The organism is Vibrio sp. WZ-1 (assembly GCF_052037695.1).
GTDB lineage: Bacteria > Pseudomonadota > Gammaproteobacteria > Enterobacterales > Vibrionaceae > Vibrio.
The window spans coordinates 162,029-184,335 of record NZ_JBQEQR010000079.1 but is presented as its reverse complement, the minus strand read 5'-3'; the positions used below and the strand labels follow the sequence as shown (position 1 = coordinate 184,335).

The window sequence follows — 22,307 nt, the reverse complement described above, 5'->3', positions numbered from 1 at the left end:
CCTGTTGTATACCCAATCATCTTGAGGTTACTTGGGTATATGTACAACGTTTCTTACGTGCTTTGCAATTTGCACTTTTCAAAGATTATTGAGTAATAAAAAAGGGCTGACGCATTACGCCAACCCTTATGTTTACGCTTTATTTAATCCGCTAAATCAGTAACCCATTAATTGCAACAAGTTCTCAGCTGTCACGATTGCTTCCTTACGGTTGGCAATATTTAGCTTTTGGTACAAGTTGCGAATGTGAGTTTTGATGGTCGTACCTGCGACATCAAGCTCTTGTGCAATTTGCTCATTGCTAAACCCTGAGTAAATTAGGCCGAGAACTTGCCACTCACGTTGTGTCAGTGGGCTCGTGCGGACAAGCTCCGGTACGTTCGGGTGGTTCACTAGTTTCTCGATAAAGTCTTCATCAAAGTGAATCGAACGACTGCGCTGGTTTGAAGAAATGTCTTTCATCAATTGCTGAGCGCGGTGGCGTTCTAGATCGCCTAGTTCATGACGTAGGCTGAGCTTTTCAAGTAGACCACCAATGGTTGCACCATCAATGAGGAAGTTCCCCACCATGCCAGTTTGATTGGTCATGACTAACGCTTCTTTAAGTAGCGTTTTTGCTTTCTCTTCATCTTTTAACTTGGCAGCCAAAACTGCGTCAACCACTAAGTTGCGATTAGTGTCTGTGATCAAATTTGCTCGAGACGCTTCGCTTTGTAGGAAATCAAGTGCTTGTCGAGCGTCATCATACTGGCCTAAATTGATATGGGCACGGACGATGTTTCGCCATTGGAGTTGAGAGAAATGGTTACATGCGGCCTCTGGTTTCACTGCCGAGTTTAACCATTCTTGAATTGCTTCAGTGTTACCACGTGCTTGCCAGAACAAAATCAGAGACAAAGAGGCGTTTGCCATCCAATCTACGTGATAAGTGGATTGTTTCATCAAATGCTGCATGTGCTCGATGAACTTGCCCGCTTTATCCAGTTCACCACGGCCTATGGCGATTCGTGCCAGCATAGAGTAACTGTGTAAGTGCTTACTCGGTGAATGGCTTTCTAGAATTTGTAGGCCTTTGTAAGCGCACTCTTCTGCTTCATCTAGGCGGTTCCAGCACCACAGTACTTGTGCTCGGATGCGCAGTAAGAACTCATGCAAAGGAACGTGTTGCAGCTGCTGATCTTCAATCAAACGGAAGCCCGAGTCTTGCAATTCGAAAGCTGCTTGAACATAGCCTTGAGCAATCAAGATTTCGCTTTGTTGCAAAATAGCCCAAAGTGCTTGATGGTAAACTTGATATTGACGCGCCAGTTTCTCTGTCTGCTGCATCATAGGTAAAGCGCGGTCGAGTTTACCTAATACATGGTTTACTTCACCCACGACTGAGGTTGCTACGATGCGGCTGCGATATACGGTGTGGTCTAACTGGCTTAAGGCTAATTCTGCAAGTTCAAGCGCATGTTCTGGTTGGTTGCTGTTAATGGCAACTTGAGCAAGTAGCGCGTTAGCTTGTCCCTGATAATGAATATCCAGCTCAATGTTGCGTTTACGGTGTTCTTCTTCTGCTTCCGCTAGTAGTTGCCCAACTTGATTGTAACGGTGCTGACTTTGTGCCAACCATGCTCTGAGCATGGTGAGTTTAGGATGACTAAATAGCAGGTCGCTATCTAGCTGATTAATTGCTGACTCTAGCGTACTTAGTTCGCCTTGGTTGAACATCTTCCAACCAAACTCGTTAAGAATTTCAACCACAAGATCTTTGTCATTAGACTTTTGAGCATGATGAATCGCTTGGTGAGGTGCTTTTTGTTGCAGCCAAGCGACGGCAGCATTGCGGTGAAGATCTTTCTCTTGTTGAGGAATGCGAGCTAGACGTTCGTGAGATAAGAATTCTGCAAACAAGTTATGGAAGCGGAACCAGTTATGCTCACCTTCAAGTGGATAGATAAATAAGCCGTAACGGTTTAACGACTCGATCATCCCTAGTGCATCTTCACGTTGTGTTAGTGCAAATACTAGTCCGTCGTTGAAATGATCAAGGACAGATACTTGCATTAAGAAATGACGTGTTTCTGTATCCAGTAGGTCAAATACTTCTTCAACGAGGTAATCCCATAAATGAGCGTGGTTAAACTGAGACACCGATTCGACAGTCTGTGCGAGTGTGCGATTTTGATGCTGAGCTTGGAGGGCAATCAATTGCAGTGCTGAAGGCCATCCCTCTACATAGGTACGTAGGTTATTTGCGGTATCTTCATCAATGCCGTCCTCGATTCGTTGATTGAAGAAGCGAGTGGTCTCTTCGATATCAAACGCTAGCATTTCGTTGCCAATTTCGATCATCAGGTCACGAACACGTAAATTTGCGGTACCCAACGGAGGGTTGGCGCGACTGGTTACAACGACAGTGAGGTTATCTGGCATGTGCTTGAGGAAGAATCGCATGGACTCATGGACTTCATCATTAGTGATTAGGTGATAGTCATCCAAAACGATGTAGCATTCTTGCTGGAAATCGGCCATTTCAGCGAAAACTTCACTGTATAAAGAACGCAATGACGAGAACTGACGCTTCTCAGCCAGTTTCTGAGAGTTCGAACAGCTATGGTTAGTTGCTTTATTCAGTGCTTGCAAAAGGTAATTAACGAAACGAAAACCATCATTATCACTGTCATCTATGCTATACCAACCAACGTTTGGCTTGTCTGATAGCCACTGTGCAGCCATGGTGGTTTTTCCGTAACCAGCTGGTGAGCGAAATAAAACCAGCTTATAAAAGGGCGCTTGTTGTAGTAGGTCCAATACTCTTGGGCGAACAATGGCATTGTGTAATCGTCCAGGTCGAGTAAGTTTAGAAGGGATCCACATTTTATATGTCCTTTGTTTATGTGTATCTAGCAATCAATCCGTTTTACTTTTTATCACCACAAGGTGCCTATTCATCTAGCGGATGCAGCACGACTAAAAATGTGGCTAGAGATCACTTAGGTACATGAGCTAGCGAAAAATAATTCTTAAACGAACGTAAACGGGCAGCGTTGATTAATTTTTATACTACTTTCCGATGTGTTGTGGATGTTACGACATCCGAAATGTCTCTTACTTTGATCCACTTCCTAATTCTCAAGAGTTGATGGAATTACCACCAACTACGCCCTTAATTTGTGATTTAGCTCACTTTAAAATCGAATGTAGTGAACGTGTATAAACGCAGTTGCGCGCATATTAAGGGAAATTCGATTTTAATCGCTGTTTTTGTGTGATCGAGCATACAGTTTTTGCAACAAGCAAAAATGGCGTAATAAATATCATCACTTTAAAAAAGTAATCTTGGTGGCGATTCGGTGTGATCCTAATCACTAAGAACTCGGTTAATGAGCCTCGTGTTGAGAGTTAGATCACTAACTTCGCAATGGTCCCCTCTCTACGCCCTACTTCCTACTCCCGTTAAGGAGGAGAAATAGGAGGATGTTTATTCACAGGGGGAAATGCAGGATGTATGGCAGATGAATTACTACAAGACGTGAGAATTTCTTAATGAAACCTACTCAACAGAAAAAATTTGACAAGAAGTCGTTCCAAGAAAGCGTAAAGAAACACCTATCAGTGACTTACGCACACACTATTGAAAACGCAGACAGCCGCGCATGGTACCTAGCAATGGGTCGTGCACTGGCTGAATTCACTACTTGTGATTTGCTTGCTACTGAAGCTGACCCTCGCATCCAAAAAGCGAAAAGCGTTAACTACCTTTCACTAGAATTCCTTATCGGTCGTTTGACTGGTAACAACCTAATCAGCATGGGTCTTTACGAAGAGATCACTGAAGCAATGGCTGAGCTAGGTCACAACCTAACAGACCTTCTAGAAGAAGAACGCGACCCATCATTGGGTAACGGTGGTCTAGGTCGTCTAGCTGCATGTTTCATGGATTCATGTGCCGCTCAAGAATTCCCTACTGTAGGTTACGGCCTGCATTACGAGTACGGTCTATTTAAGCAGTCGTTCAAAGACGGCCGCCAACAAGAAGCACCAGACGCATGGCGCGGTGTAGAAGGTTACCCTTGGGAAGTGGCTCGTCCAGAGCTTGCACAAGAAATCGGCTTCTACGGTCACGTTGAAGTGGTAAACGAGAACGGTAAAGAAGTTCGTAAATGGGTTCCAGGTATGTCTGTAAAAGCAATGCCTTGGGATCTGCCTATCGTAGGTTACGAATCAGATACGGTTTACCCGCTACGTCTTTGGGAATGTCAGGCTATCGCACCATTCTCACTAGAAAGCTTTAACAACGGTGATTACTTCGAAGCTCAACACGCGCTGATCGACGCAGGTAACATCACAAAAGTACTTTACCCGAACGATAACCACGAGAAAGGTAAAACACTGCGTCTAATGCAACAGTACTTCCACTCAGCAGCGTCTGTACGCGACATTCTACGTCGCCACGAAGCAGCAGGTTACTCGCTAGCGGATCTACCGAAGCAAGAGACTATCCAGCTTAACGATACGCACCCAACTATCGCTATCCCTGAGCTAATGCGCATCCTAGTAGACGAGAAAGGTCTAACTTGGGAAGCGGCATGGGAAATCAGTGCAAACACGTTCGCTTACACGAACCACACACTACTTCCAGAAGCTTTAGAGACTTGGTCGGAGTCGCTAATTCAGCGTCTACTTCCACGTCACATGGAAATCATTTTTGAAATCAACCACCGCTTCCTACAAGAAGTTCGTAAGATGTGGCCTGGTGACGGTGAGAAGCAAGCTAAGCTTTCTATCATCCAAGAAGGTTTCCACCGCATGGTTCGCATGGCTAACCTATGTGTAATCGGTTCTTACGCAGTTAACGGCGTAGCAGCACTTCACTCTGAGCTAGTTAAGAAAGACCTATTCCCAGAGTTCCACGAGATGTACCCAACTCGTCTACATAACGTGACAAACGGTATTACACCTCGTCGTTGGTTGAAGTTCTGTAACCCAGGTCTATCTAACCTTATCACTGGTAAGATTGGTTCTGAGTGGCCAGCGAAACTTGAGCAACTAGAAGGTATTGCCAAGTACGCAACAGACGCGAAATTCCAAAAAGAATTCATGGCTGTTAAGAAAGAAAACAAACAGCGCCTAGCGGATTGGGTTAAAGAGAACATGGGTATCGAGCTAGATACTAACGCTATCTTTGATGTGATGATCAAGCGTCTGCACGAGTACAAGCGTCAGCAACTTGATTTGCTACACATCTTGTCTCTATACCACCGCATTATCAACGATCCAAACTTCGAGTGTACTCCACGCGTATGTTTCTTCGGTTCTAAAGCGGCGCCAGGTTACCACCTAGCGAAAGAGATCATCTTCGCGATTAACAAGATTGCAGATAAGATCAACAACGACCCACGCATTGGCAACAAGCTGAAAGTGGTATTCATCCCTGACTACCGTGTAAGCATGGCTGAAATGCTAATCCCAGCAGCGGACGTTTCTCAACAAATCTCGCTAGCGGGTAAAGAGGCATCTGGTACTGGTAACATGAAGATGGCTCTAAACGGTGCGCTAACTATCGGTACGATGGATGGTGCGAACGTTGAAATCCGTGAAGAAGTGGGCGACGAGAACATCTACATCTTCGGTCTAGACGTTGAAGGCGTAAAAGCAGCGAAAGCTGCTGGCTACAACCCATACGACTACTACAATGCTGACCACCTACTGAAAGCGTCCCTAGACCTACTAACAGGTGACGAGTTCACGCCAGGTCAACCAGGCCTGCTACGCGCTACATTCGATAGCCTACTAGATGGCGGTGACCCATACCTATGTCTTGCTGACTTCGCATCTTATGTGAAAGCGCATGAAGAAATGGGCAAACAATACAAAGACCAAGCAGGCTGGGCTAAGAAAGCAATTCTTAACACCGCCCTAGTTGGTAAGTTCACATCAGACCGCTCGATTCGAGACTATGTGAACAACATCTGGAAACTTGAAGCGGTAAAACGTTAATAGAACCCAGTTAAGACCAAGGTAGCCGAGCGCTACCTTTGGTCATTTCAAAGATAAATTATTGATAACAATAAAACCCTACATGGAAGGTGTTGGTATTACCTTCGGAGAAAGCGATGAAAGAACAAACAGCATTAAAGAAAGTCGCAGACATGGCGCGATTGGCTGACAGCTACGTCAGCGCGTGGGGAGACGAAGCAAAAGTTTCTGAAGAGACTCTGCGCCGCTTGCTCACTTCACTTGGCTACGATACTAGCAGCGATGAGAAGCTACTAGCTTCTGCTGAACGAAAACATAAAAAAGACGTACTAGCCCCTGTTCTTGTTTTACGCGACGGCGATCCTGTCGAAGTGGAACTAAACCTAGGTACGAGTGCTCGTGAGAGTGAATTTAGCTGGCGTTTAGAAACAGAACAAGGAGAGGTACTTGAAGGCTATCTTCAGTCGCAAATTGTTCGTGATGAACGAGCTGAGGGTGGCCCTCTAGTGTTTGCATTGCCAAAGAACTTGGCATGGGGTTACCACAAACTGATCATCAGTCGTAAACGTCGTAAGACACCTTACGAAATGTCACTGATCATCACACCGAAAGCGTGTTTCAAACAAGAAGATTTAAACCAACACAAAAAGCTATGGGGTCCAAGCATTCAGCTTTACACACTGCGCACTCAGCACAACTGGGGTATCGGTGACTTTGGCGACCTTAAGCAGTTGGTAAGCGACATCGCATCTCGTGGCGGTGACTTCATTGGTTTGAACCCAATTCATTCATTGTTCCCTGCGAACCCAGAAGGTGCGAGCCCATACAGCCCGTCTTCTCGTCGTTGGTTGAACATCATGTACATCGACGTAAGTTCAGTGCCTGAATTTGCGTTAAGTGCTGAAGCACAGCAACGTGTTGGCAGTGCAGAGTTCCAGCAACGTTTACAAAAAGCGCGTGAATCACACTGGGTGAACTACACCGAAGTATCTGAGCTTAAGATGAGCGTTCTACCGCTGCTATTTAGTGAGTTCAAAGCGCGTCATCTAGATAAGAACACTGACCGAGCTCGTGCATTCTTAGAGTTCGTTGAACTAGGCGGCGAAAGTCTACTTCATCAAGCGGCATTCGATGCGCTGCACGGTGAACTGCATGCTGAAGATTCAAGCGTGTGGGGCTGGCCGGTATTCCCTGAAAAATACCGTACATTTGATTCAGCTGCGACTCAGAAGTACATCAAAGACAATGCTGAGCGTGTTCACCTGTACATGTACTTACAGTGGATTGCTGACGATCAAATCAAAGAAGCACAAGCACTGGCTGAAGAAAAAGGCATGACGGTTGGTTTGTACCGCGACCTTGCGGTTGGTGTTGCGGATTCCGGTAGCGAGACTTGGGCTGATGACGGTGCGCTAGTACTGGATGCGAGCATCGGTGCTCCACCAGATATCCTTGGCCCTCTAGGTCAAAACTGGGGTCTACCACCGCTTAACCCACAAGTGTTGGAAGCGACGGGTTACGACGCGTACATCAAGCTATTACGTGCGAACATGAAGCACTGTGGTGCACTTCGTATTGACCACGTTCTTGGTCTACTTCGTCTGTGGTGGATTCCAAAAGGTGAGAAGGCAACTGAAGGCGCTTACCTGTACTACCCAGTTGAAGACATGCTTGCAATCCTAGCACTTGAGTCACATCGTCATCAGTGTTCAGTTATCGGTGAAGACTTGGGTACAGTGCCTGATGAAATCGTCGATATCCTGCGTGATGCAGGCGTTCACTCGTACAAAGTATTCTTCTTCGAAACATCAAAAGATGACGGCGGCTTCATTTCTCCGAAGCATTACGCTGAACAGTCTATGTCAGCACTGTGTACGCACGATATGCCAACACTACGTGGCTTCTGGCATTGTGATGACTTGAAGATGGGGCGTGAGATCGGTCTATACCCAGACGAGCAGCAATTAGAAGGTCTGTTTGCAGATCGTCTGAAATGTAAGCAAGGCATCTTAGACAGTGTTCGTTGGCATGGTTACCTGCCAGAAGGTATTGGCCATGACGCACAATATGTGCCGATGGATACTTACCTAAGTGAAGCGTTACAGTTGCACGTTGCTGCTGGTGATTCTGCGCTGCTGAGTGTTCAACTTGAAGACTGGCTAGAGATGGATCAACCAGTCAACATTCCAGGTACAGTAAATGAGTACCCTAACTGGCGTCGTAAACTGTCGATGAACCTAGATGAAATCTTCAGCCGCGAAGACGTTAACCGCATTTCTAAGCGCCTAACTGAAGTGCGCGCGAAAGCGAGCAAATAAGGTGAAATGAGTGATGTAGCAAATACTTAAATTAATTGTACCGAGGTACGAAAGTAAAGCCTAGGTCACTCATTGAATCGGCACAATCCGTTAGGATGAAGTACCGTTATTATGCCCGCAAAAATAGCGGGCATTTTTGCTTTTTGACGCTGTTAAATTCAATAACAGAGTCTTTTATGTGAATTCACAACGTTTGGCTGTGGAAACCAATATTCGAAAATATATGGAGAATAATGGTGCTAGGGAGAAAGATTTGAAAACTAAGGTAAAGAAAAACCACGAACGTGCTTACGAACTATTATCTCAAGCGGCTTACTCAGACCCATTTGCGTCACTTGGTCCATTCATTGATGATGGCGAAGGGTCGTTACGTGTATGGATGCCAGGTGCAGACAAAGTTGAGCTAATTGTCAGCGGTGAGCCACGTATTAATCTAAAACGCGAAGGCGAGAGCGGCTTCATCCTAAAAGAGAAGCGCGACTTACACCTGACTCATTACCAACTTGCGGTGGATTGGAATGGCGTTGAACAGTTAATTGACGACCCGTACCAGTACCACAACATATACCAAGAATACGAACACCTGCATACACCAAAAGACATGTACCGCTACATGGGCTCACAATTTGTGACTATTGAACGCGGTGGTGAAAATGTTTCTGGTGTGCGTTTCCTTGTTTACGCACCTCATGCTTCGGCAATTAGTCTGGTTGGCTGCTTTAACCAATGGGATGGCCGTCGTCATCCAATGCAACGCCTAGATTACGGTATCTGGGGTTTGTTCATCCCAGGCTTGGAAGAGGGCGTACAATACAAATTCGAACTCAAAGGTCCAAATGGGGAAGGGCTTCCTCACAAGCAAGACCCTTGGGGCTTTTACTCAGAACAATATCCGTCATTTGCTTCGATCACATATGATCACAATCGCTACCAGTGGCAAGATGCGAAATGGCAAAATCGCCCAGTGACACAAAAGCGCGATGAAGCTCTTTCTTTCTACGAGCTGCATGCAGGTTCTTGGAAGCGTAACGAAGATGGTGATTTCTTAAACTATCGTGAACTGGCTGCTGAGCTTGTGCCATACCTAGTAGATATGGGCTACACCCACGTTGAGCTGATGCCAGTTTCTGAACACCCGTTCTTTGGCTCTTGGGGTTACCAACCAGTAGGTCTGTTTGCGCCAACGAGTCGTTACGGCTCTCCTGATGATTTCAAATTCTTTGTTGATGCATGTCACCAAGCGGGTCTTGGTGTAGTACTGGATTGGGTTCCTGCACACTTCCCATCGGATGATCATGGCTTAGCAAACTTTGATGGTACGCCACTGTTCCACGACCCAGATCCGCGTCGTGGTTGGCATCAAGATTGGAACTCATACATTTACGATTTAGGTCGTGAACATGTACGTCGTTTCCTTGTGTCTAATGCGCTGTACTGGTTCGAGCAATTTCACATTGATGGCATTCGCGTGGATGCAGTGGCTTCGATGCTTTATCTTGATTACTCACGCAGCCATGATCAATGGATCCCAAATGCGGATGGCGGCAACGAGAACTACGATGCTATTGCGACTCTGAAGTGGATGAACGAAGAGGTCTACAAACACTTCCCGAATGCGATGACGATTGCAGAAGAATCGACCGCATTTCCAGGCGTATCTGCACCAACCTTTATGGGCGGGCTTGGCTTTGGTTTTAAGTGGAACATGGGGTGGATGCACGATAGTCTCTCTTACATCCAAGAAGATCCTGTTCACCGTAAATACCACCACAATACCATCACATTCCCGCTTGTTTATGCGCATAGTGAGAACTACGTTCTATCGCTTTCTCATGATGAGGTGGTGTACGGTAAAGGCTCTATCCATAACAAGATGCCGGGTGATGAGTGGCAGCAAACGGCTAACCTACGTGCTTATTTTGGTTACATGTATGGTCAGCCGGGTAAGAAACTGAACTTCATGGGGGCAGAGCTTGGTCAAACGGCAGAGTGGAACCACGATGACCAGCTACAATGGTTCTTGCTGGAGTTTGCTCGCCACCATGGTGTGCAATCACTGATTCGAGACTTGAACCACTTATACCGCAACGAAGCGGCGATGCACGATCAAGATTGTGTACCTGCAGGTTTTGAATGGCGTTTACAAGATGAAGCAGATGCTAGCATCCTAGCACACGAACGTATCAGCCAAGACGGTGAACGTATCTTGGTGATTACTAACTTTACACCAGTGCCACATGAGCGCTTCCGTTTGGGCGTTCCAATGAAGGGTACGTATGAACTGTTACTTAATAGTGATGACACCAAGTACGATGGTAGTAACTTTAAAGTGCTTAAGAGCGTAGACACTGAAGCAGTAGAAAGTGAGTCGTTGCCTCAATCTATTGAGCTGCGTTTGCCTCCGCTATCAACCGTGTTCTACAAACTGATTAAATAACTCTAATTAATCAAACACTAAGCCCGGTTTACATTGTAAATCGGGTTTTTTTTAACCAATTTTTGACCTTGTAAACTTGTTGTTCTAACTTGAATCAGGCAATCTTCGCACCCATTTGATTAAACAGCCGCAAAGGTAATAGTAAAAGCGGTGTCTTTCTTACTCTGGTTAGGCAAATAAAGCATGCTGAAAAGACTGAAGTTGTTTCTATTCAAAATTTTCTTGGTTTTGTTACTGACTCCCGTGTTGTTGGTGGGCTTCGTCAAATACGTTAATCCACCAGTGTGGGGATGGAAGATCAGCCGCATGATCTCGCCACCAGAGGGCTTTCCAGAAAGCAGCCAACAAGAGTGGGTGCCGTTATCTGAGATTTCAAAAAACATTCAACTTGCAGTGATGGCAACGGAAGACCAGAAGTTCCCACATCACTTTGGTGTAGATTTTGATTCACTGTTCAAAGTGATTTCAGAGGCCGGGAAAAATGGTCCGTCACGTGGCGCGAGTACTATTACCCAGCAAACTGCGAAGAACGTCTTTCTGTTCCCTTCTCACTCTTATGTGCGCAAAGCTTACGAGCTCTATTTTGCTCTATTGATGGAAGTGATGTGGAGTAAAGAGCGCATTCTTGAAGTGTATTTGAACGTGGTTGAGTTCGGCCCTGGTATCTATGGTATCGAAGCGGCAGCGCAAAACTATTATGGTATTCATGCTAGCCAACTGACCCAATGGCAAGCGGCAAGACTGGCAGTGGTTCTGCCTAATCCTTATAAAATCAAAGTTTACCCATATACCAACTATACGCAGTATCGCACCAATTGGGCGCTGACCCAAATGCGCAATCTTGGCAATGTGCAGTTATAGATATTTGGGGCTTAATTTCTTGCCAAAACTCGGATAAATAGAACTACGCCCCGATAAAAGCAAAATGTGAAGCATCACAAGCTTTAGGGCGTAGCCTTTTAGAATGATGTGTTCAGTATTTCATCCATTTATTATTAGCGTGAATAAATCTAATAACTTAGCGTTACTTTTCCAATGGACTGAACGATGAAACTGAACCTGATTACGACTACCTTATTGCTTGCATCGGCAAGTGCCATCGCCGAGCCAAACATCACCATTTCGACCACGACCAACAGTCGTGATTTCCCATTGAGTGCTGAGCAACCTCTGGTTGTGCCATTAACCAAAGACGGCTATACGCTTAAAATCACGGGCGTCGAAGGCGATTGTGTCGCGCCCGATGGTCAAAAGGTGAAATTCAACAAACCGATCGCACTGAACTGTGGAAAGCCAACGGAACTGCCGTTAAAAATCCGATTTACCGGCGATTACTCTTTCGCTTTTGATGCGGAAGCGAAAACACTGCGCTTCAAGCGTGAACCTAAGAAAGCCGCCAAGACAGAATTCAAACGCCCAATCCCACAAGTGCAATGTGAGGTTTATCAAGGCGGCGAAGTCACCATTGCGTTAGGTGACAGTTTCCCCGACGGCACCAAGTTGCGTGATGCTTACTCTGGGCAAATGGTCGAAGTGAAAGATCAACAAGTGTCGCTAACGCCAAGTAAAGACTCTGGCGGTTTGGTGCTACTAGAGCCAGTGAAGAAAACCAAAGAAGCAGTGCCGTTCGACTATCGTAATGCCAACATTTACTTCGTGATGGTCGACCGTTTCAACAACGCCGATACAAGCAATGACAACAGTTATGGGCGTAAGAAAGACGGCAGAGAAGAGATCGGAACCTTCCACGGCGGTGACCTAAAAGGCGTGATCGAGAAACTGGATTACATCAAGAGTTTAGGTACAGACGCTATTTGGTTGTCACCAATCGTAGAGCAGGTACACGGCTTTGTGGGTGGCGGCGATAGCGGTTCATTTCCATTCTACGCTTACCACGGTTATTGGACGCGTGATTTCACCAAGATTGATGAGAACTTCGGTAACGAAGATGATCTAAAGGTGCTGGTGGAAGAAGCGCACAAACGTGGCCTTAAAGTCTTGATGGATGCGGTAATCAACCATACCGGTTATTCAACCTTAGCGGATTTACAGTTTGACGGTATTGAGGTGTTAAAGCCAAATGCTGACTTACCAAACAAGTGGGGCGATTGGCAGCCAAAAGCGGGTGAGAACTGGCATAGCTACCACCAGAATATTGATTACCAGAGTCCAAACTGGGCGAAGTGGTGGGGTGGCGACTGGGTAAGAACGGGGTTACCGGGTTACCCTGCGCCGGGCAGTAGCGATATCACCATGTCATTGGCGGGTTTGCCGGACTTTATCACCGAATCAGACAAAGCCGTGAAACCTGCGCAATGGCTATTGGATAACCCTGGCACTCGCGTAGAAGCGCGTGATAACTACACCGTAGCGGATTACTTGATTGAGTGGCAAACCGATTGGGTGAAACGCTTTGGTATTGATGGTTACCGTGTCGATACGGTGAAGCACGTTGAAGGTGATGTGTGGAAACGTCTAAAAGAAGAGGCATCAAGCAGCCTTGAACAGTGGCGCAAAGAGAACGGCAAATCGGGTCAGCCATTCTGGATGATGGGAGAAGTATGGGGGCATACCGCTTATCGCAGCCCATACTTTGACGATGGCTTTGATGCGTTGATTAACTTCGATATGCAGAAGAAGCTCGATAAAGGTGCGGCGTGTTTTAGCCAAATGGCAGACACATACCAAAGTTACGCGGATACCATTGCTAACGAGAAAGACTTCAACCCAGTGAGCTATATGTCTTCTCACGATACGGAGTTGTTCTTTGCACGTTTCAAAGACTATGGTATGCAACGTAACGCGGCAAATGCATTGCTTCTGAGCCCAGGTGCGGTTCAGGTTTACTACGGTGACGAAGTTGGTCGTAACATTGGTCCTTACGCGGACGATTTCCATCAAGGTACGCGTTCTGACATGGTATGGAAGCTATCGGATGAGAAGCAAGCGCTGCTCAAACATTGGCAAACCCTTGGTCAGTTCCGTAAAGCGCACCCAGCGATTGGTGCAGGTCAACATCAAGTGATCGAACAAGAAGGCGCGTATGTGTTCTCTCGTTCGCTTGGCAATGACAAAGTCGTTGTGGCGTTTGTAGGACGTGCTAAGTAGTTAGAACTGCGTTTTAAGCCTAGATAGAAAAAGCCCTTCCTTGAGATATCAGGGAAGGGCTTTGTTGTTTTTGATTGTTACTTATCTATTTCGAAAGCAATTTATTTCTTTAGCTCTTGGTCGATGACTTTTTCAAGCTCTTCGAAAGGTACATAACCCGGAATGACTTGGTCATTAATGATGATCGCTGGTGTGCCTCGTAGGCCTAAGCGAGTGAAGTACTCATAGTTTTTATCCAACAACGCTTTGGTCTCTTTGTCGTCGACAAGCTGTGCTTCTGTGCCGGTCTTCTTCGCGATTTTTTGTAGTGAACTTGCATCATGTGGACCCGGCTTCTTCACCAACAAGTCGTGCACTTGTTTGTACTTGTCATGTTGGTTCTGCCAAACGTTCAACGCGTAACTTGCCGAGTTGTAACCGTTCTTTTCATACTGTTCTTTGAACGATACCGTCATGTTCAGCACTTTTACCTGCGGATATTCTTTCTCTACTTTCGCCAACTCACCTTCAAGACGTTTACAGAAAGGGCAGCTGTAATCGGTCACGTTGATGATAGTCAGTTCTGGGTTCTCTGCTCCGAATGACGAGTGCCTGCCATCGTTCAAGTAAGCGCGCACTTCTTCAAGCGTCGAGCTGAATGACTTTTGGTAGGCGACGTACTCTTGTAAGTTCTGATGCAAAGTGTCGAGGACTTGCGGGTTCTCTTGCAATATCTGCGTAATGTCATCCAGTTTTTCCTGAGTGGTTTTTCCTGCTGCTTGTGAAAACATTGGCACTAGCGTAAGCGCTACCGTTAAAAGGGTGCGTTTGAATTTCATGATTTTTCCTAAAACTCTCTTTCTTCGCGGTTTTTGTCGCGAAGTGATTAAAAAATAAAACAATTGATTTGAGGATGAATAGCTATCGGGTTTTATTCTCTAAACACACACAGTTTGAGGTGCACCCGAACTTTTTCGGGTATCGGCTCGGTATGATGACGGAAAGCGTTACGTTCACCGCCACTGATGGAGAGCAAGACAAACGTAAACAGGAATAAAGGCACAATAAAGCTGTCGAGATGGTTTTGTGAAACCTGAATCAGCTTTTCAGATAGCTCGCACTGCTTCGTGAGCCCTGTTTCATCTTCGCTCTTTTGCTGCTGTGTGGTCACGTGGTCCGTTGTCACTTGGTCAGCGATTAGTGGGCAAAACTGATAGAAGCCTGCATTTTTGCTTAAACAGATCACGATAACCCAAGCCACAAGGGCGAGTGTCCATCGAGCGATGTTGGATTGTGAACGAAGCAAAAGGCAAACCCTGATTAAGTCTCTAAGTAATGACCGAACCACCCTAAATTAAATTACCCAGAAAAATTGTTAGTTTTTGGTCAAGAAATCTCAAATAACCAACAAATCATGAAGCACGTCTAAAATGTGGTTAATAACAAAATTGTTCCAAACTTTAGCTTGCTTTGTTAATGGATTTGATTGGTGAGTTTTCAGATAAATATACTTTATCTTGGTCATAAATATTTATTATCTTTTAAATGTGATTCAAATCATAAAATAAAACTTCATAATTGAGCCGTGTGGCTGTTCGGTAAATGGATTGATTTTGATCATCTCTCTAGCACGTTGTTCAAGGGATCATCTATGTGTTCTGTTCTACATATATAGGTGAATTTATGACAAGCCCTGTTCATGCTGAACGCAAGGTGACGATAGGGTGCTACATTGCACTCGCGTTTGCGGTTGTGTTCTTTTCTGGTCTGATGCAATCCAACGAATGGTATGGTGTATTCGACTTTACGACGCTTAATGGCTCTTTCGGTAAAGTGGCCTACGGCGTAACGGAAGGTGCGGATGGAGCGGTACAAGCTGCGACCACATCTTTCCGCGGTACTGGCGGTAGCGGTGCTCGTGACGGTTTCATTTTTGCGCTTACTTTGATCCCAACCGTTATGTTCGCATTAGGTATGATCAATGTACTTGAGCACTATGGTGCACTTGAAGCTGCTCGTAAGCTTCTTACTCCTCTTCTACGTCCTCTAATGGGCATCCCTGGTAACTCTGGTCTGGCTTTGATTGCTTCTCTGCAAAGTACCGATGCAGGCGCGGCGATGACACGTCAGTTAAAAGATGAAGGTCACCTAACTAAGCGCGAAACGGACGTATTCACAATGTTCCAGTTCACTGCGGGTGCAACCATCGTTAACTTCTTCTCATCGGGTGCAGTGCTGTTCACGCTGACGATGGCGGACGGCTCTCTAGCAGTTACATCTTCCATTGGTTTGGCAGTTGTAGTGATGTTCGCATTTAAGATCATCGGTGCGAACCTTTTCCGTATCTACCTAAACATGACGGAAGGTAAAGAAGACAAACAAGACCAAAACAAATCAGAGAACCTAAAAGAGGAAACGGCATAATGGGTGACGTTAAAGCGAAAAAACCAATGGTGACGGATATCTTCGTCGAAGGTGCTAAGAAAGGTTGGGTGATTGCAACTACCTCTACGGTTCCAAACGTATTGATGGCGTTCGTTATCATCAAAGCGCTACAAATCACTGGGGCGCTTGATCTGATGGGCACGGTGTTCTCTCCAATCATGGCAGTGTTTGGTCTTCCAGGTGAAGCTGCGGCGGTATTGATCGGTGCTTGGATGTCGATGGGCGGTGCGGTTGGCGTAGTGATCACGCTGTTTGACCAAGGTATCCTGAACGGCACGCACATCGCGATTCTAGCGCCTGCTATCTACCTAATGGGCTCTCAAGTTCAGTATATGGGTCGTATTATGGGGCCAATCGGTACTGAAGGTCGTTACATCCCAGTTATGATTGCAATCTCAGTATTGAACGCGTTTGGCGCGATGCTGGTGATGAATCTGTTTGTCTAGGAGTGAGTCATGAAATTCTCTCTAAATGAATATCTAGAAGAGCTACGTCCGCTAATTAATGTGGACTGTGGCACTTACACCACTAATGGTATCGAGTTCATTGCTTCTCAATTTGAAGAGAAGTACCAAGCGATGTCTGGTTGGAGCGTAAAACGCATCGACTGTGGCAGAGCGGGTGTTGGTCTTGAAGTTCGAAATAAGCCGGAAGCCGAGCAAATCGATGTGATGCTGATTGGCCATATGGATACCGTGTTCCCTGTGGGTACCGCTGAGCTTCGTCCAATGTCTCAAGATGCAGAGAAAGCCTACGGGCCGGGCGTCTCGGACATGAAATCCGGCTTGCTTAACATCGTGTACGCGATGCGTAATCTAGACCAAGCGGTGTTGGATAAGCTGTCTATCGCTATCTGCATGAACCCAGATGAAGAGACGGGCTCTCTAGATTCTGTGGATTGGATTCAATCAGTTGCGAAAAACGCTAAGAATGTACTGGTTGCAGAAGCAGCACGTGCAGACGGTGGTTTAGTGAAAGCGCGCAAAGGTATGGCTCGCTACCAAATGACCTTCAATGGCGTTGCTGCTCACGCAGGTAACGAGCCAGAAAATGGTCGCAGCGCAATCACCGAGATGGCGAACTGGATTCTGGCAGCCAATGCGATGACCAACTTTGAATCTGGTACCACGTTGAACGTCGGTATTGTTTCTGGCGGTAACGGTGCGAACATCGTCCCGGAACATGCTGAAGCGATCGTGGATGTGCGTTTCTGGAGCAACGAAGAATACGATGATGTTGATAGCAAGCTAAACGGTATGCTAGAAACACCATTCGTTGATGGCGTGAGCATCGAATTGGTTCGTGAAGCTTACAAACCTTCTATGGTGCCAAGCGCGCAAACTGAAAGCCTGATGACATTAGTTGAAGAAGCTGCAAGTGAACTGGCTATCGGCATCAATTGGAAAGAAGTAGGTGGCGGCTCTGATGCAAACAACACGGCGATTCTTGGTGTTCCAACTTTGGATGGTCTAGGACCTATCGGTGCAGGCTTCCACAGTGATCAAGAGTACTTGTTGCTTGAGTCTATCGAACCACGTATCAAAATGCTGATGCGTGTCCTGGAGAAGATTGCTTAATAAGGCATTCTGCTTCTAAAGCTTGGTTCCCAAACCATGATCCCCAGACTTCGGTTTGGGGATTTTTATATCTAGCCAACTCGTCTCCTTTCTTTATTATTAGTTCTCTCTATTAATCCTACGTTCAGGTTCATCGTCTTAATATCTATGCCACAGTCATAAATTTAGGAGGCACGATGACCACAAGCATGTCTGTAAATTCGGCGTCCGATGACGTCTTAGACCAAACGATGCAAGCGCCAGATGAGAAAACCTTCTGGCGTAAAATGAAGAACTCCGTCAAGAAAGCAGGCGAAGAGATTGCTGTTATGGGCATCAAATCATGGCTTGCGATGACGGACTCAAATACGGCCGTTCGCCACAAAGCAATTCTAGGCGGTGCGCTAGCTTATTTTGTTCTCCCCACTGATATGGTGCCAGACGTACTAGCAGGCGTCGGCTTTACCGATGACATGGCGGCACTTACCCTAGCGGCGAATTCTGTCGGCAATGCCATTACCGACGAACATGAAGAACAAGCGAGAGAAAAGCTGAGTTCGATGACGGAGTAGGGCGGCTATGAACTATTCTTTAGATTGCAGATAAAACAAAAGCCCCGATGTTTCCATCGGGGCTTTCATTTAGACAGGATAGTTTAATCGTAGAACGATTTAGGCGTCAGCACGTTTCAGATGCACTTCTTCTTCGGCTACGCCGGCCATTGGATCATTGAAACGAGCTTCATCCAATGCGCCTTCCGATTTAGCAACAATGATAGTCACTGCGCTGTCACCGGTGATGTTAACTGCGGTACGAATCATATCAAGCAGACGGTCAACACCCATAATAAGTGCAATACCTTCTAGCGGCAGACCTACTTGGTTCAATACCATTGCCAACATTACTAGACCAACACCAGGAACACCAGCGGTACCGATAGACGCTAATGTTGCCGTCATGATAACCATTAGGTAGTCACCCATAGTTAGGTCGATGTTGAATGCCTGTGCGATGAACGCTGTCGCCACACCTTGCATGATCGCCGTGCCGTCCATGTTCACGGTTGCGCCTAGTGGCACTGTGAACGATGATACGCGGTTCTCGACACCCATGCGGTGCTTAGCTGTTTCCATTGTCACCGGAATGGTCGCATTCGATGATGCTGTAGAGAAAGCAAACATGATTGCGTCTTCCATCTTACGTAGGAACGTAATTGGGTTTAGACCAGTAAAGCCTTTTAGCATCAAGCTGTAAGTCACCAGACCGTGCAGCAATAGCGTACCAGCTAGTACCACAAAGTACTCGGCAAGGTTCAAGATTGCACCAAGACCAAGACCGGTAAACAGTTTCGCCATTAGGAAGAAGACACCGTAAGGCGCTAGGTTCATCAGAATCGCAACTAGCTTCATGATCACTTCATTCAGATCAGAGAAGAAAGCGGCGATACGTTCGCCAGGCTTACCTGCTGCACTGATCGCGATACCGAATAGGACGGCAAATACGATAACTTGCAGAGTTTTACCTTCTGCCATTGCGCTGATTGGGTTAGTCGGGAACATATCAATGATCACCTGACCCAAAGATGGCGCTTCTGCTGATTTGAATGAACTTGCTGCGGTTAGGTCTGCACCAGCGCCAGGCTGGAATAGGGTACCCATGGTTAGAGCAAGTGTGATTGCGATAGCAGTAGTTGCTACGTAGAAAGCTAGGGTTTTGCCACCCATGCGACCTAATGTCGATAGGTCTTTTAGAGAGCTAGTACCACAAACTAATGAAACAAACACTAGCGGTACGACAAGCATTTTTAAGCTGGCAACGAAGATCTGTCCACCAACTTCGAATAATCCATTAACAATGTATGCGTCGACAAATCCGTTGTCGGCAAAAAGTGTGCGAATTGCAAATCCTGTCAAGATACCCGCTACCATACCTAAGATTACTCGGCTGGTAAGCGACATCGGCTTCTTGGTATTCATGAGAACACTCCTTATAGTTATGCACCTTAAGTTCACTTCAAGGCGGCGTGCAGATTAGCAGCGGAGTGTGGAAACACGAAAGAATAATCGTCTGAATGGTTAATAGATGTGAACTATATCACTATAAAAAATAGACTTTTAACCGAATGGTAACGAAATTCATGGTTGAAAAGTTTGTAAATTAACATTTTTATCGAACATACAACCGATAGAAATGATTTCTTACATTCTTGAGTGGTAGAAAACGACTTGCATAGAATGGGGTAATACATTGCCTAGTGAATAACTAGGCATGTTTTATTCACTCGTTGTTTTCGACCTCAGTTCAATGACGGGCGAGTTTGGTTATCGATAGTGCGAGCAAAATCTGAAATCTGTTGATAATCAGCGGGTGTCCAAATGGGTTTTGATGATAATGATTTAGGAAGTGTGGAGAACGCTTTTTCATCGTCGCTTGCTCTAAACTCAACGCTCATCCATTTGTCGATCGGCTGCTGATCCGCAAAAGTCGCCGATAGTGAAAGTTCATGGTTCGCGCCAGAATAGTTCGGCGTTAATTTCAGCGCCATATGGTAATCACGGAAGCGAACCACCCACTTATCCGGTAGGCGTCTTGAGCTGTCCCACCAATCCCCATCGAGTTGTTGAATTTTCTCTTTAGTGACGGCTTTCGACTGAGCTTTTAAGTCCTTTAATGCTTGTTTAAAAGCGCTGTCCATTGCTTTCGAAAAGCCTATTTGATCGAGTTCGGGGTTGTTCAGGAGTACTTGCTTGGCTAACTTTGCCCCAAGCATGTTGGAATAGAGATCTTCCGATGAGAATGCTGATGCCAGTTCTTTAAAGCCACTGACGGATACCATACCGAACCACTGAGCAATTTCATGCCATTGAGCTAGGCGAAATGCCGTTAACGCTGCTGCTTGAGCACTGCGATCTAGCTTTTCTTCTTCACTCAGTTGCTCTGTTTGTTCATACCAACGAATACGACGAACACGTAGCTCTTCTGGTAAATCTAGGTGCGCAGCGCGACCTAAATAATGTTGGTTGAGAGTGAACAAATAATAGGTGTAGTCTGCGGTATCACGGACGTGGGCAGTATCAATAAAGCCGCCTAGTTCGGTAAAGATAATACCGTTGGCTTCTTCATTCAGCCCTAGCAAGCTGCCAGAGACTGACTCGCTGCCGTCGTTATAGTGGTGAGTACCCACTTCGTTGCTGGATAAGACATTCTCAAGAGAAAAGAAAGGAACAGGCACGCTTCCTAGTTGCGCTTTGAGATCGACACCAAATGCACAACACGGTCTAACGCCGACCGGTGCTTTTAGTTGTTGCGCGTGAACGAATCCACTACAAAGGCTTAGTAGTAATAGTGCTGCTTTCTTCAAACCATACCCCTAGAATGCTTCATTAATTTGGAAATAAAAACCGGTGCTGTCTTTACCTACGCCTAAATCGACGCGCACGTTAATACGTGCCTTAAAGGCAAATCGATAACCAACCCCGACAGTCGGTAGCCAGCTATTTTCAAAGAGCTCGTGATAAGTTGGTGCGATATTACCAGCACCTAGCCACCCAACCACACCATGGCGATCTGCAATGGTATGGCGAATTTCTACTTGTGTAGAAAGCTGGTGCTTATCGCGATATTGCCCTTGGTAGTAGCCACGCATACGCTGGTCATCACCTAGCTGGGCGTAATCAAACCAAGGTGCGTCACCGAAAATCGATTGTGAATATACCTCCATTGCAATAATCGTCGTGTCAGACCATTGTTGGTAAACACGATAGTTAGCAACGAGGTTATCGTAGTCTTCATCACTGCCGAGTGAATCTCGGTTAGCAATCCATTCAACATCGAGAAACTGCCCCCGCATTGGGTTCGGTTCGAAATCACGAGTGTCGTATTCCATTCCGACTAAGACGCCACTGCTAGTGGCATCGGCAACTTCTGAAGGAAGAATATCGCCATCGACACCGTTGACCTTACTGAATGACTGCCATTGCCAACCAAGTTTGGCGTAAGTATTTGGCGCGACTTCAACGGCGATTTTTGGGCTCAACTGTAAACGTTGCCCTTCATACTGCACTTTGTTGTTCTCGTTTTCAGCGGCTTGGCTGCCAATACCCCAATAGTAACCGGGGGTATGGCTTATCCATGCCTCACCTAAAAGACGCACTTTGTCATTTTTTAAATAGGTGCGATTGTTTAACCCCAAGCCGTAAGAACCTGAGGTTGAACCATAAGAAGTAAGGGTGACGGTCGAGTAAGGATCGCCTTTTTGCCAGTCGTAAGGCGTGTACAAACCTACTGCGGCAACGCCAATACCAAACCCTTGTTCTGGGTTAACAAAAGGACCAGGTAATACACCCCAGTCGATTAATTTAGATTCATCCACGGTTTCACTTGAACCAAGCTTGGTCAGGATGTCATCCATTAAGCTACTTTCGTCTTTTTCCATAGCAAAAGCGTATGACGAACTAAGCAGCGCTGTTAGCGCAAGGGTATAAGAGGCTTCCATCT

The 22,307-nt window shown here is 46.0% G+C and carries 15 protein-coding genes; 9 read left to right on the top strand and 6 right to left on the bottom strand.

Annotated elements, in window-relative coordinates; all coding sequences use genetic code 11:
* Positions 1-156: 156 nt before the first annotated feature.
* Positions 157-2,865 carry an HTH-type transcriptional regulator MalT gene (malT, locus tag ACTS60_RS15605; RefSeq protein ID WP_440888981.1) on the bottom strand — a complete coding sequence of 903 codons (2,709 nt, stop codon included), beginning with the start codon at positions 2,863-2,865 and terminating at the stop codon, positions 157-159.
* Positions 2,866-3,534: 669 nt separating this feature from the next.
* On the opposite strand from malT, the gene ACTS60_RS15600 reads away from it, so the two are divergent.
* From ACTS60_RS15600 to ACTS60_RS15580, 5 genes are all read left to right on the top strand, one after another.
* Positions 3,535-5,988: a glycogen/starch/alpha-glucan phosphorylase gene (locus ACTS60_RS15600; RefSeq protein ID WP_045390686.1), complete on the top strand. Its 2,454-nt coding sequence runs from the start codon at positions 3,535-3,537 to the stop codon at positions 5,986-5,988.
* 116 nt (positions 5,989-6,104) lie between these two features.
* Positions 6,105-8,285 (top strand): 4-alpha-glucanotransferase, encoded by a 2,181-nt coding sequence (gene malQ, locus ACTS60_RS15595; RefSeq protein WP_440888980.1) that lies wholly within the window; start codon positions 6,105-6,107, stop codon positions 8,283-8,285.
* 223 nt (positions 8,286-8,508) lie between these two features.
* A complete protein-coding gene (gene glgB, locus ACTS60_RS15590) occupies positions 8,509-10,722 on the top strand; it encodes a 1,4-alpha-glucan branching protein GlgB (protein ID WP_440889161.1) in 2,214 nt (737 codons plus the stop codon).
* 183 nt (positions 10,723-10,905) lie between these two features.
* Positions 10,906-11,583: a monofunctional biosynthetic peptidoglycan transglycosylase gene (gene mtgA, locus ACTS60_RS15585; protein ID WP_440888979.1), complete on the top strand. Its 678-nt coding sequence runs from the start codon at positions 10,906-10,908 to the stop codon at positions 11,581-11,583.
* Between the two features lie 186 nt (positions 11,584-11,769).
* Positions 11,770-13,830: an alpha-amylase gene (locus tag ACTS60_RS15580; RefSeq protein WP_440888978.1), complete on the top strand. Its 2,061-nt coding sequence runs from the start codon at positions 11,770-11,772 to the stop codon at positions 13,828-13,830.
* A gap of 101 nt (positions 13,831-13,931) precedes the next feature.
* Here ACTS60_RS15580 and ACTS60_RS15575 read toward each other — a convergent pair whose 3' ends face one another.
* Positions 13,932-14,648 (bottom strand): DsbA family protein, encoded by a 717-nt coding sequence (locus ACTS60_RS15575; protein ID WP_440888977.1) that lies wholly within the window; start codon positions 14,646-14,648, stop codon positions 13,932-13,934.
* A gap of 92 nt (positions 14,649-14,740) precedes the next feature.
* On the bottom strand, positions 14,741-15,070 hold the full coding sequence (locus ACTS60_RS15570; protein ID WP_440889160.1) for a hypothetical protein: 330 nt from the start codon (positions 15,068-15,070) through the stop codon (positions 14,741-14,743).
* A 422-nt stretch (positions 15,071-15,492) separates the two neighbouring features.
* On the opposite strand from ACTS60_RS15570, the gene ACTS60_RS15565 reads away from it, so the two are divergent.
* The 4 genes from ACTS60_RS15565 (at position 15,493) to ACTS60_RS15550 (ending at position 18,382) form a co-directional block, all read left to right on the top strand.
* Positions 15,493-16,233 carry a nucleoside recognition domain-containing protein gene (locus ACTS60_RS15565; RefSeq protein ID WP_005437881.1) on the top strand — a complete coding sequence of 247 codons (741 nt, stop codon included), beginning with the start codon at positions 15,493-15,495 and terminating at the stop codon, positions 16,231-16,233.
* A complete protein-coding gene (locus ACTS60_RS15560; protein WP_005374849.1) occupies positions 16,233-16,700 on the top strand; it encodes a YjiG family protein in 468 nt (155 codons plus the stop codon). The genes ACTS60_RS15565 and ACTS60_RS15560 overlap by 1 nt, the downstream gene beginning before the upstream one ends.
* Positions 16,701-16,709: 9 nt before the next feature.
* Positions 16,710-17,831, top strand: coding sequence for a M20 family metallopeptidase (locus ACTS60_RS15555; protein WP_440888976.1), 1,122 nt, complete (start codon positions 16,710-16,712; stop codon positions 17,829-17,831).
* 176 nt (positions 17,832-18,007) lie between these two features.
* Positions 18,008-18,382 carry a YkvA family protein gene (locus tag ACTS60_RS15550; protein WP_440888975.1) on the top strand — a complete coding sequence of 125 codons (375 nt, stop codon included), beginning with the start codon at positions 18,008-18,010 and terminating at the stop codon, positions 18,380-18,382.
* A gap of 99 nt (positions 18,383-18,481) precedes the next feature.
* Here ACTS60_RS15550 and ACTS60_RS15545 read toward each other — a convergent pair whose 3' ends face one another.
* The 3 genes from ACTS60_RS15545 to ACTS60_RS15535 all read right to left on the bottom strand — a co-directional run bounded on the left by ACTS60_RS15545 (position 18,482) and on the right by ACTS60_RS15535 (position 22,305).
* Entirely contained in the window at positions 18,482-19,786 is a 1,305-nt protein-coding gene (locus ACTS60_RS15545; protein WP_038883284.1) for a dicarboxylate/amino acid:cation symporter, read from the bottom strand.
* Positions 19,787-20,106: 320 nt separating this feature from the next.
* Positions 20,107-21,171 carry a DUF4056 domain-containing protein gene (locus tag ACTS60_RS15540; RefSeq protein ID WP_045390707.1) on the bottom strand — a complete coding sequence of 355 codons (1,065 nt, stop codon included), beginning with the start codon at positions 21,169-21,171 and terminating at the stop codon, positions 20,107-20,109.
* A gap of 9 nt (positions 21,172-21,180) precedes the next feature.
* Positions 21,181-22,305: a BamA/TamA family outer membrane protein gene (locus ACTS60_RS15535; RefSeq protein ID WP_440888974.1), complete on the bottom strand. Its 1,125-nt coding sequence runs from the start codon at positions 22,303-22,305 to the stop codon at positions 21,181-21,183.
* Positions 22,306-22,307: the final 2 nt, after the last annotated feature.

What these genes read in the sequence shown, in the direction of transcription:
- malT (WP_440888981.1), bottom strand. Translation starts at nt 2,865, where the DNA reads ATGTGGATCCCTTCTAAACTTACTCGACCTGGACGATTACACAATGCC.
- ACTS60_RS15600 (WP_045390686.1), top strand. Translation starts at nt 3,535, where the DNA reads ATGAAACCTACTCAACAGAAAAAATTTGACAAGAAGTCGTTCCAAGAA.
- malQ (WP_440888980.1), top strand. Translation starts at nt 6,105, where the DNA reads ATGAAAGAACAAACAGCATTAAAGAAAGTCGCAGACATGGCGCGATTG.
- glgB (WP_440889161.1), top strand. Translation starts at nt 8,509, where the DNA reads ATGGAGAATAATGGTGCTAGGGAGAAAGATTTGAAAACTAAGGTAAAG.
- mtgA (WP_440888979.1), top strand. Translation starts at nt 10,906, where the DNA reads ATGCTGAAAAGACTGAAGTTGTTTCTATTCAAAATTTTCTTGGTTTTG.
- ACTS60_RS15580 (WP_440888978.1), top strand. Translation starts at nt 11,770, where the DNA reads ATGAAACTGAACCTGATTACGACTACCTTATTGCTTGCATCGGCAAGT.
- ACTS60_RS15575 (WP_440888977.1), bottom strand. Translation starts at nt 14,648, where the DNA reads ATGAAATTCAAACGCACCCTTTTAACGGTAGCGCTTACGCTAGTGCCA.
- ACTS60_RS15565 (WP_005437881.1), top strand. Translation starts at nt 15,493, where the DNA reads ATGACAAGCCCTGTTCATGCTGAACGCAAGGTGACGATAGGGTGCTAC.
- ACTS60_RS15560 (WP_005374849.1), top strand. Translation starts at nt 16,233, where the DNA reads ATGGGTGACGTTAAAGCGAAAAAACCAATGGTGACGGATATCTTCGTC.
- ACTS60_RS15555 (WP_440888976.1), top strand. Translation starts at nt 16,710, where the DNA reads ATGAAATTCTCTCTAAATGAATATCTAGAAGAGCTACGTCCGCTAATT.
- ACTS60_RS15550 (WP_440888975.1), top strand. Translation starts at nt 18,008, where the DNA reads ATGACCACAAGCATGTCTGTAAATTCGGCGTCCGATGACGTCTTAGAC.
- ACTS60_RS15545 (WP_038883284.1), bottom strand. Translation starts at nt 19,786, where the DNA reads ATGAATACCAAGAAGCCGATGTCGCTTACCAGCCGAGTAATCTTAGGT.
- ACTS60_RS15535 (WP_440888974.1), bottom strand. Translation starts at nt 22,305, where the DNA reads ATGGAAGCCTCTTATACCCTTGCGCTAACAGCGCTGCTTAGTTCGTCA.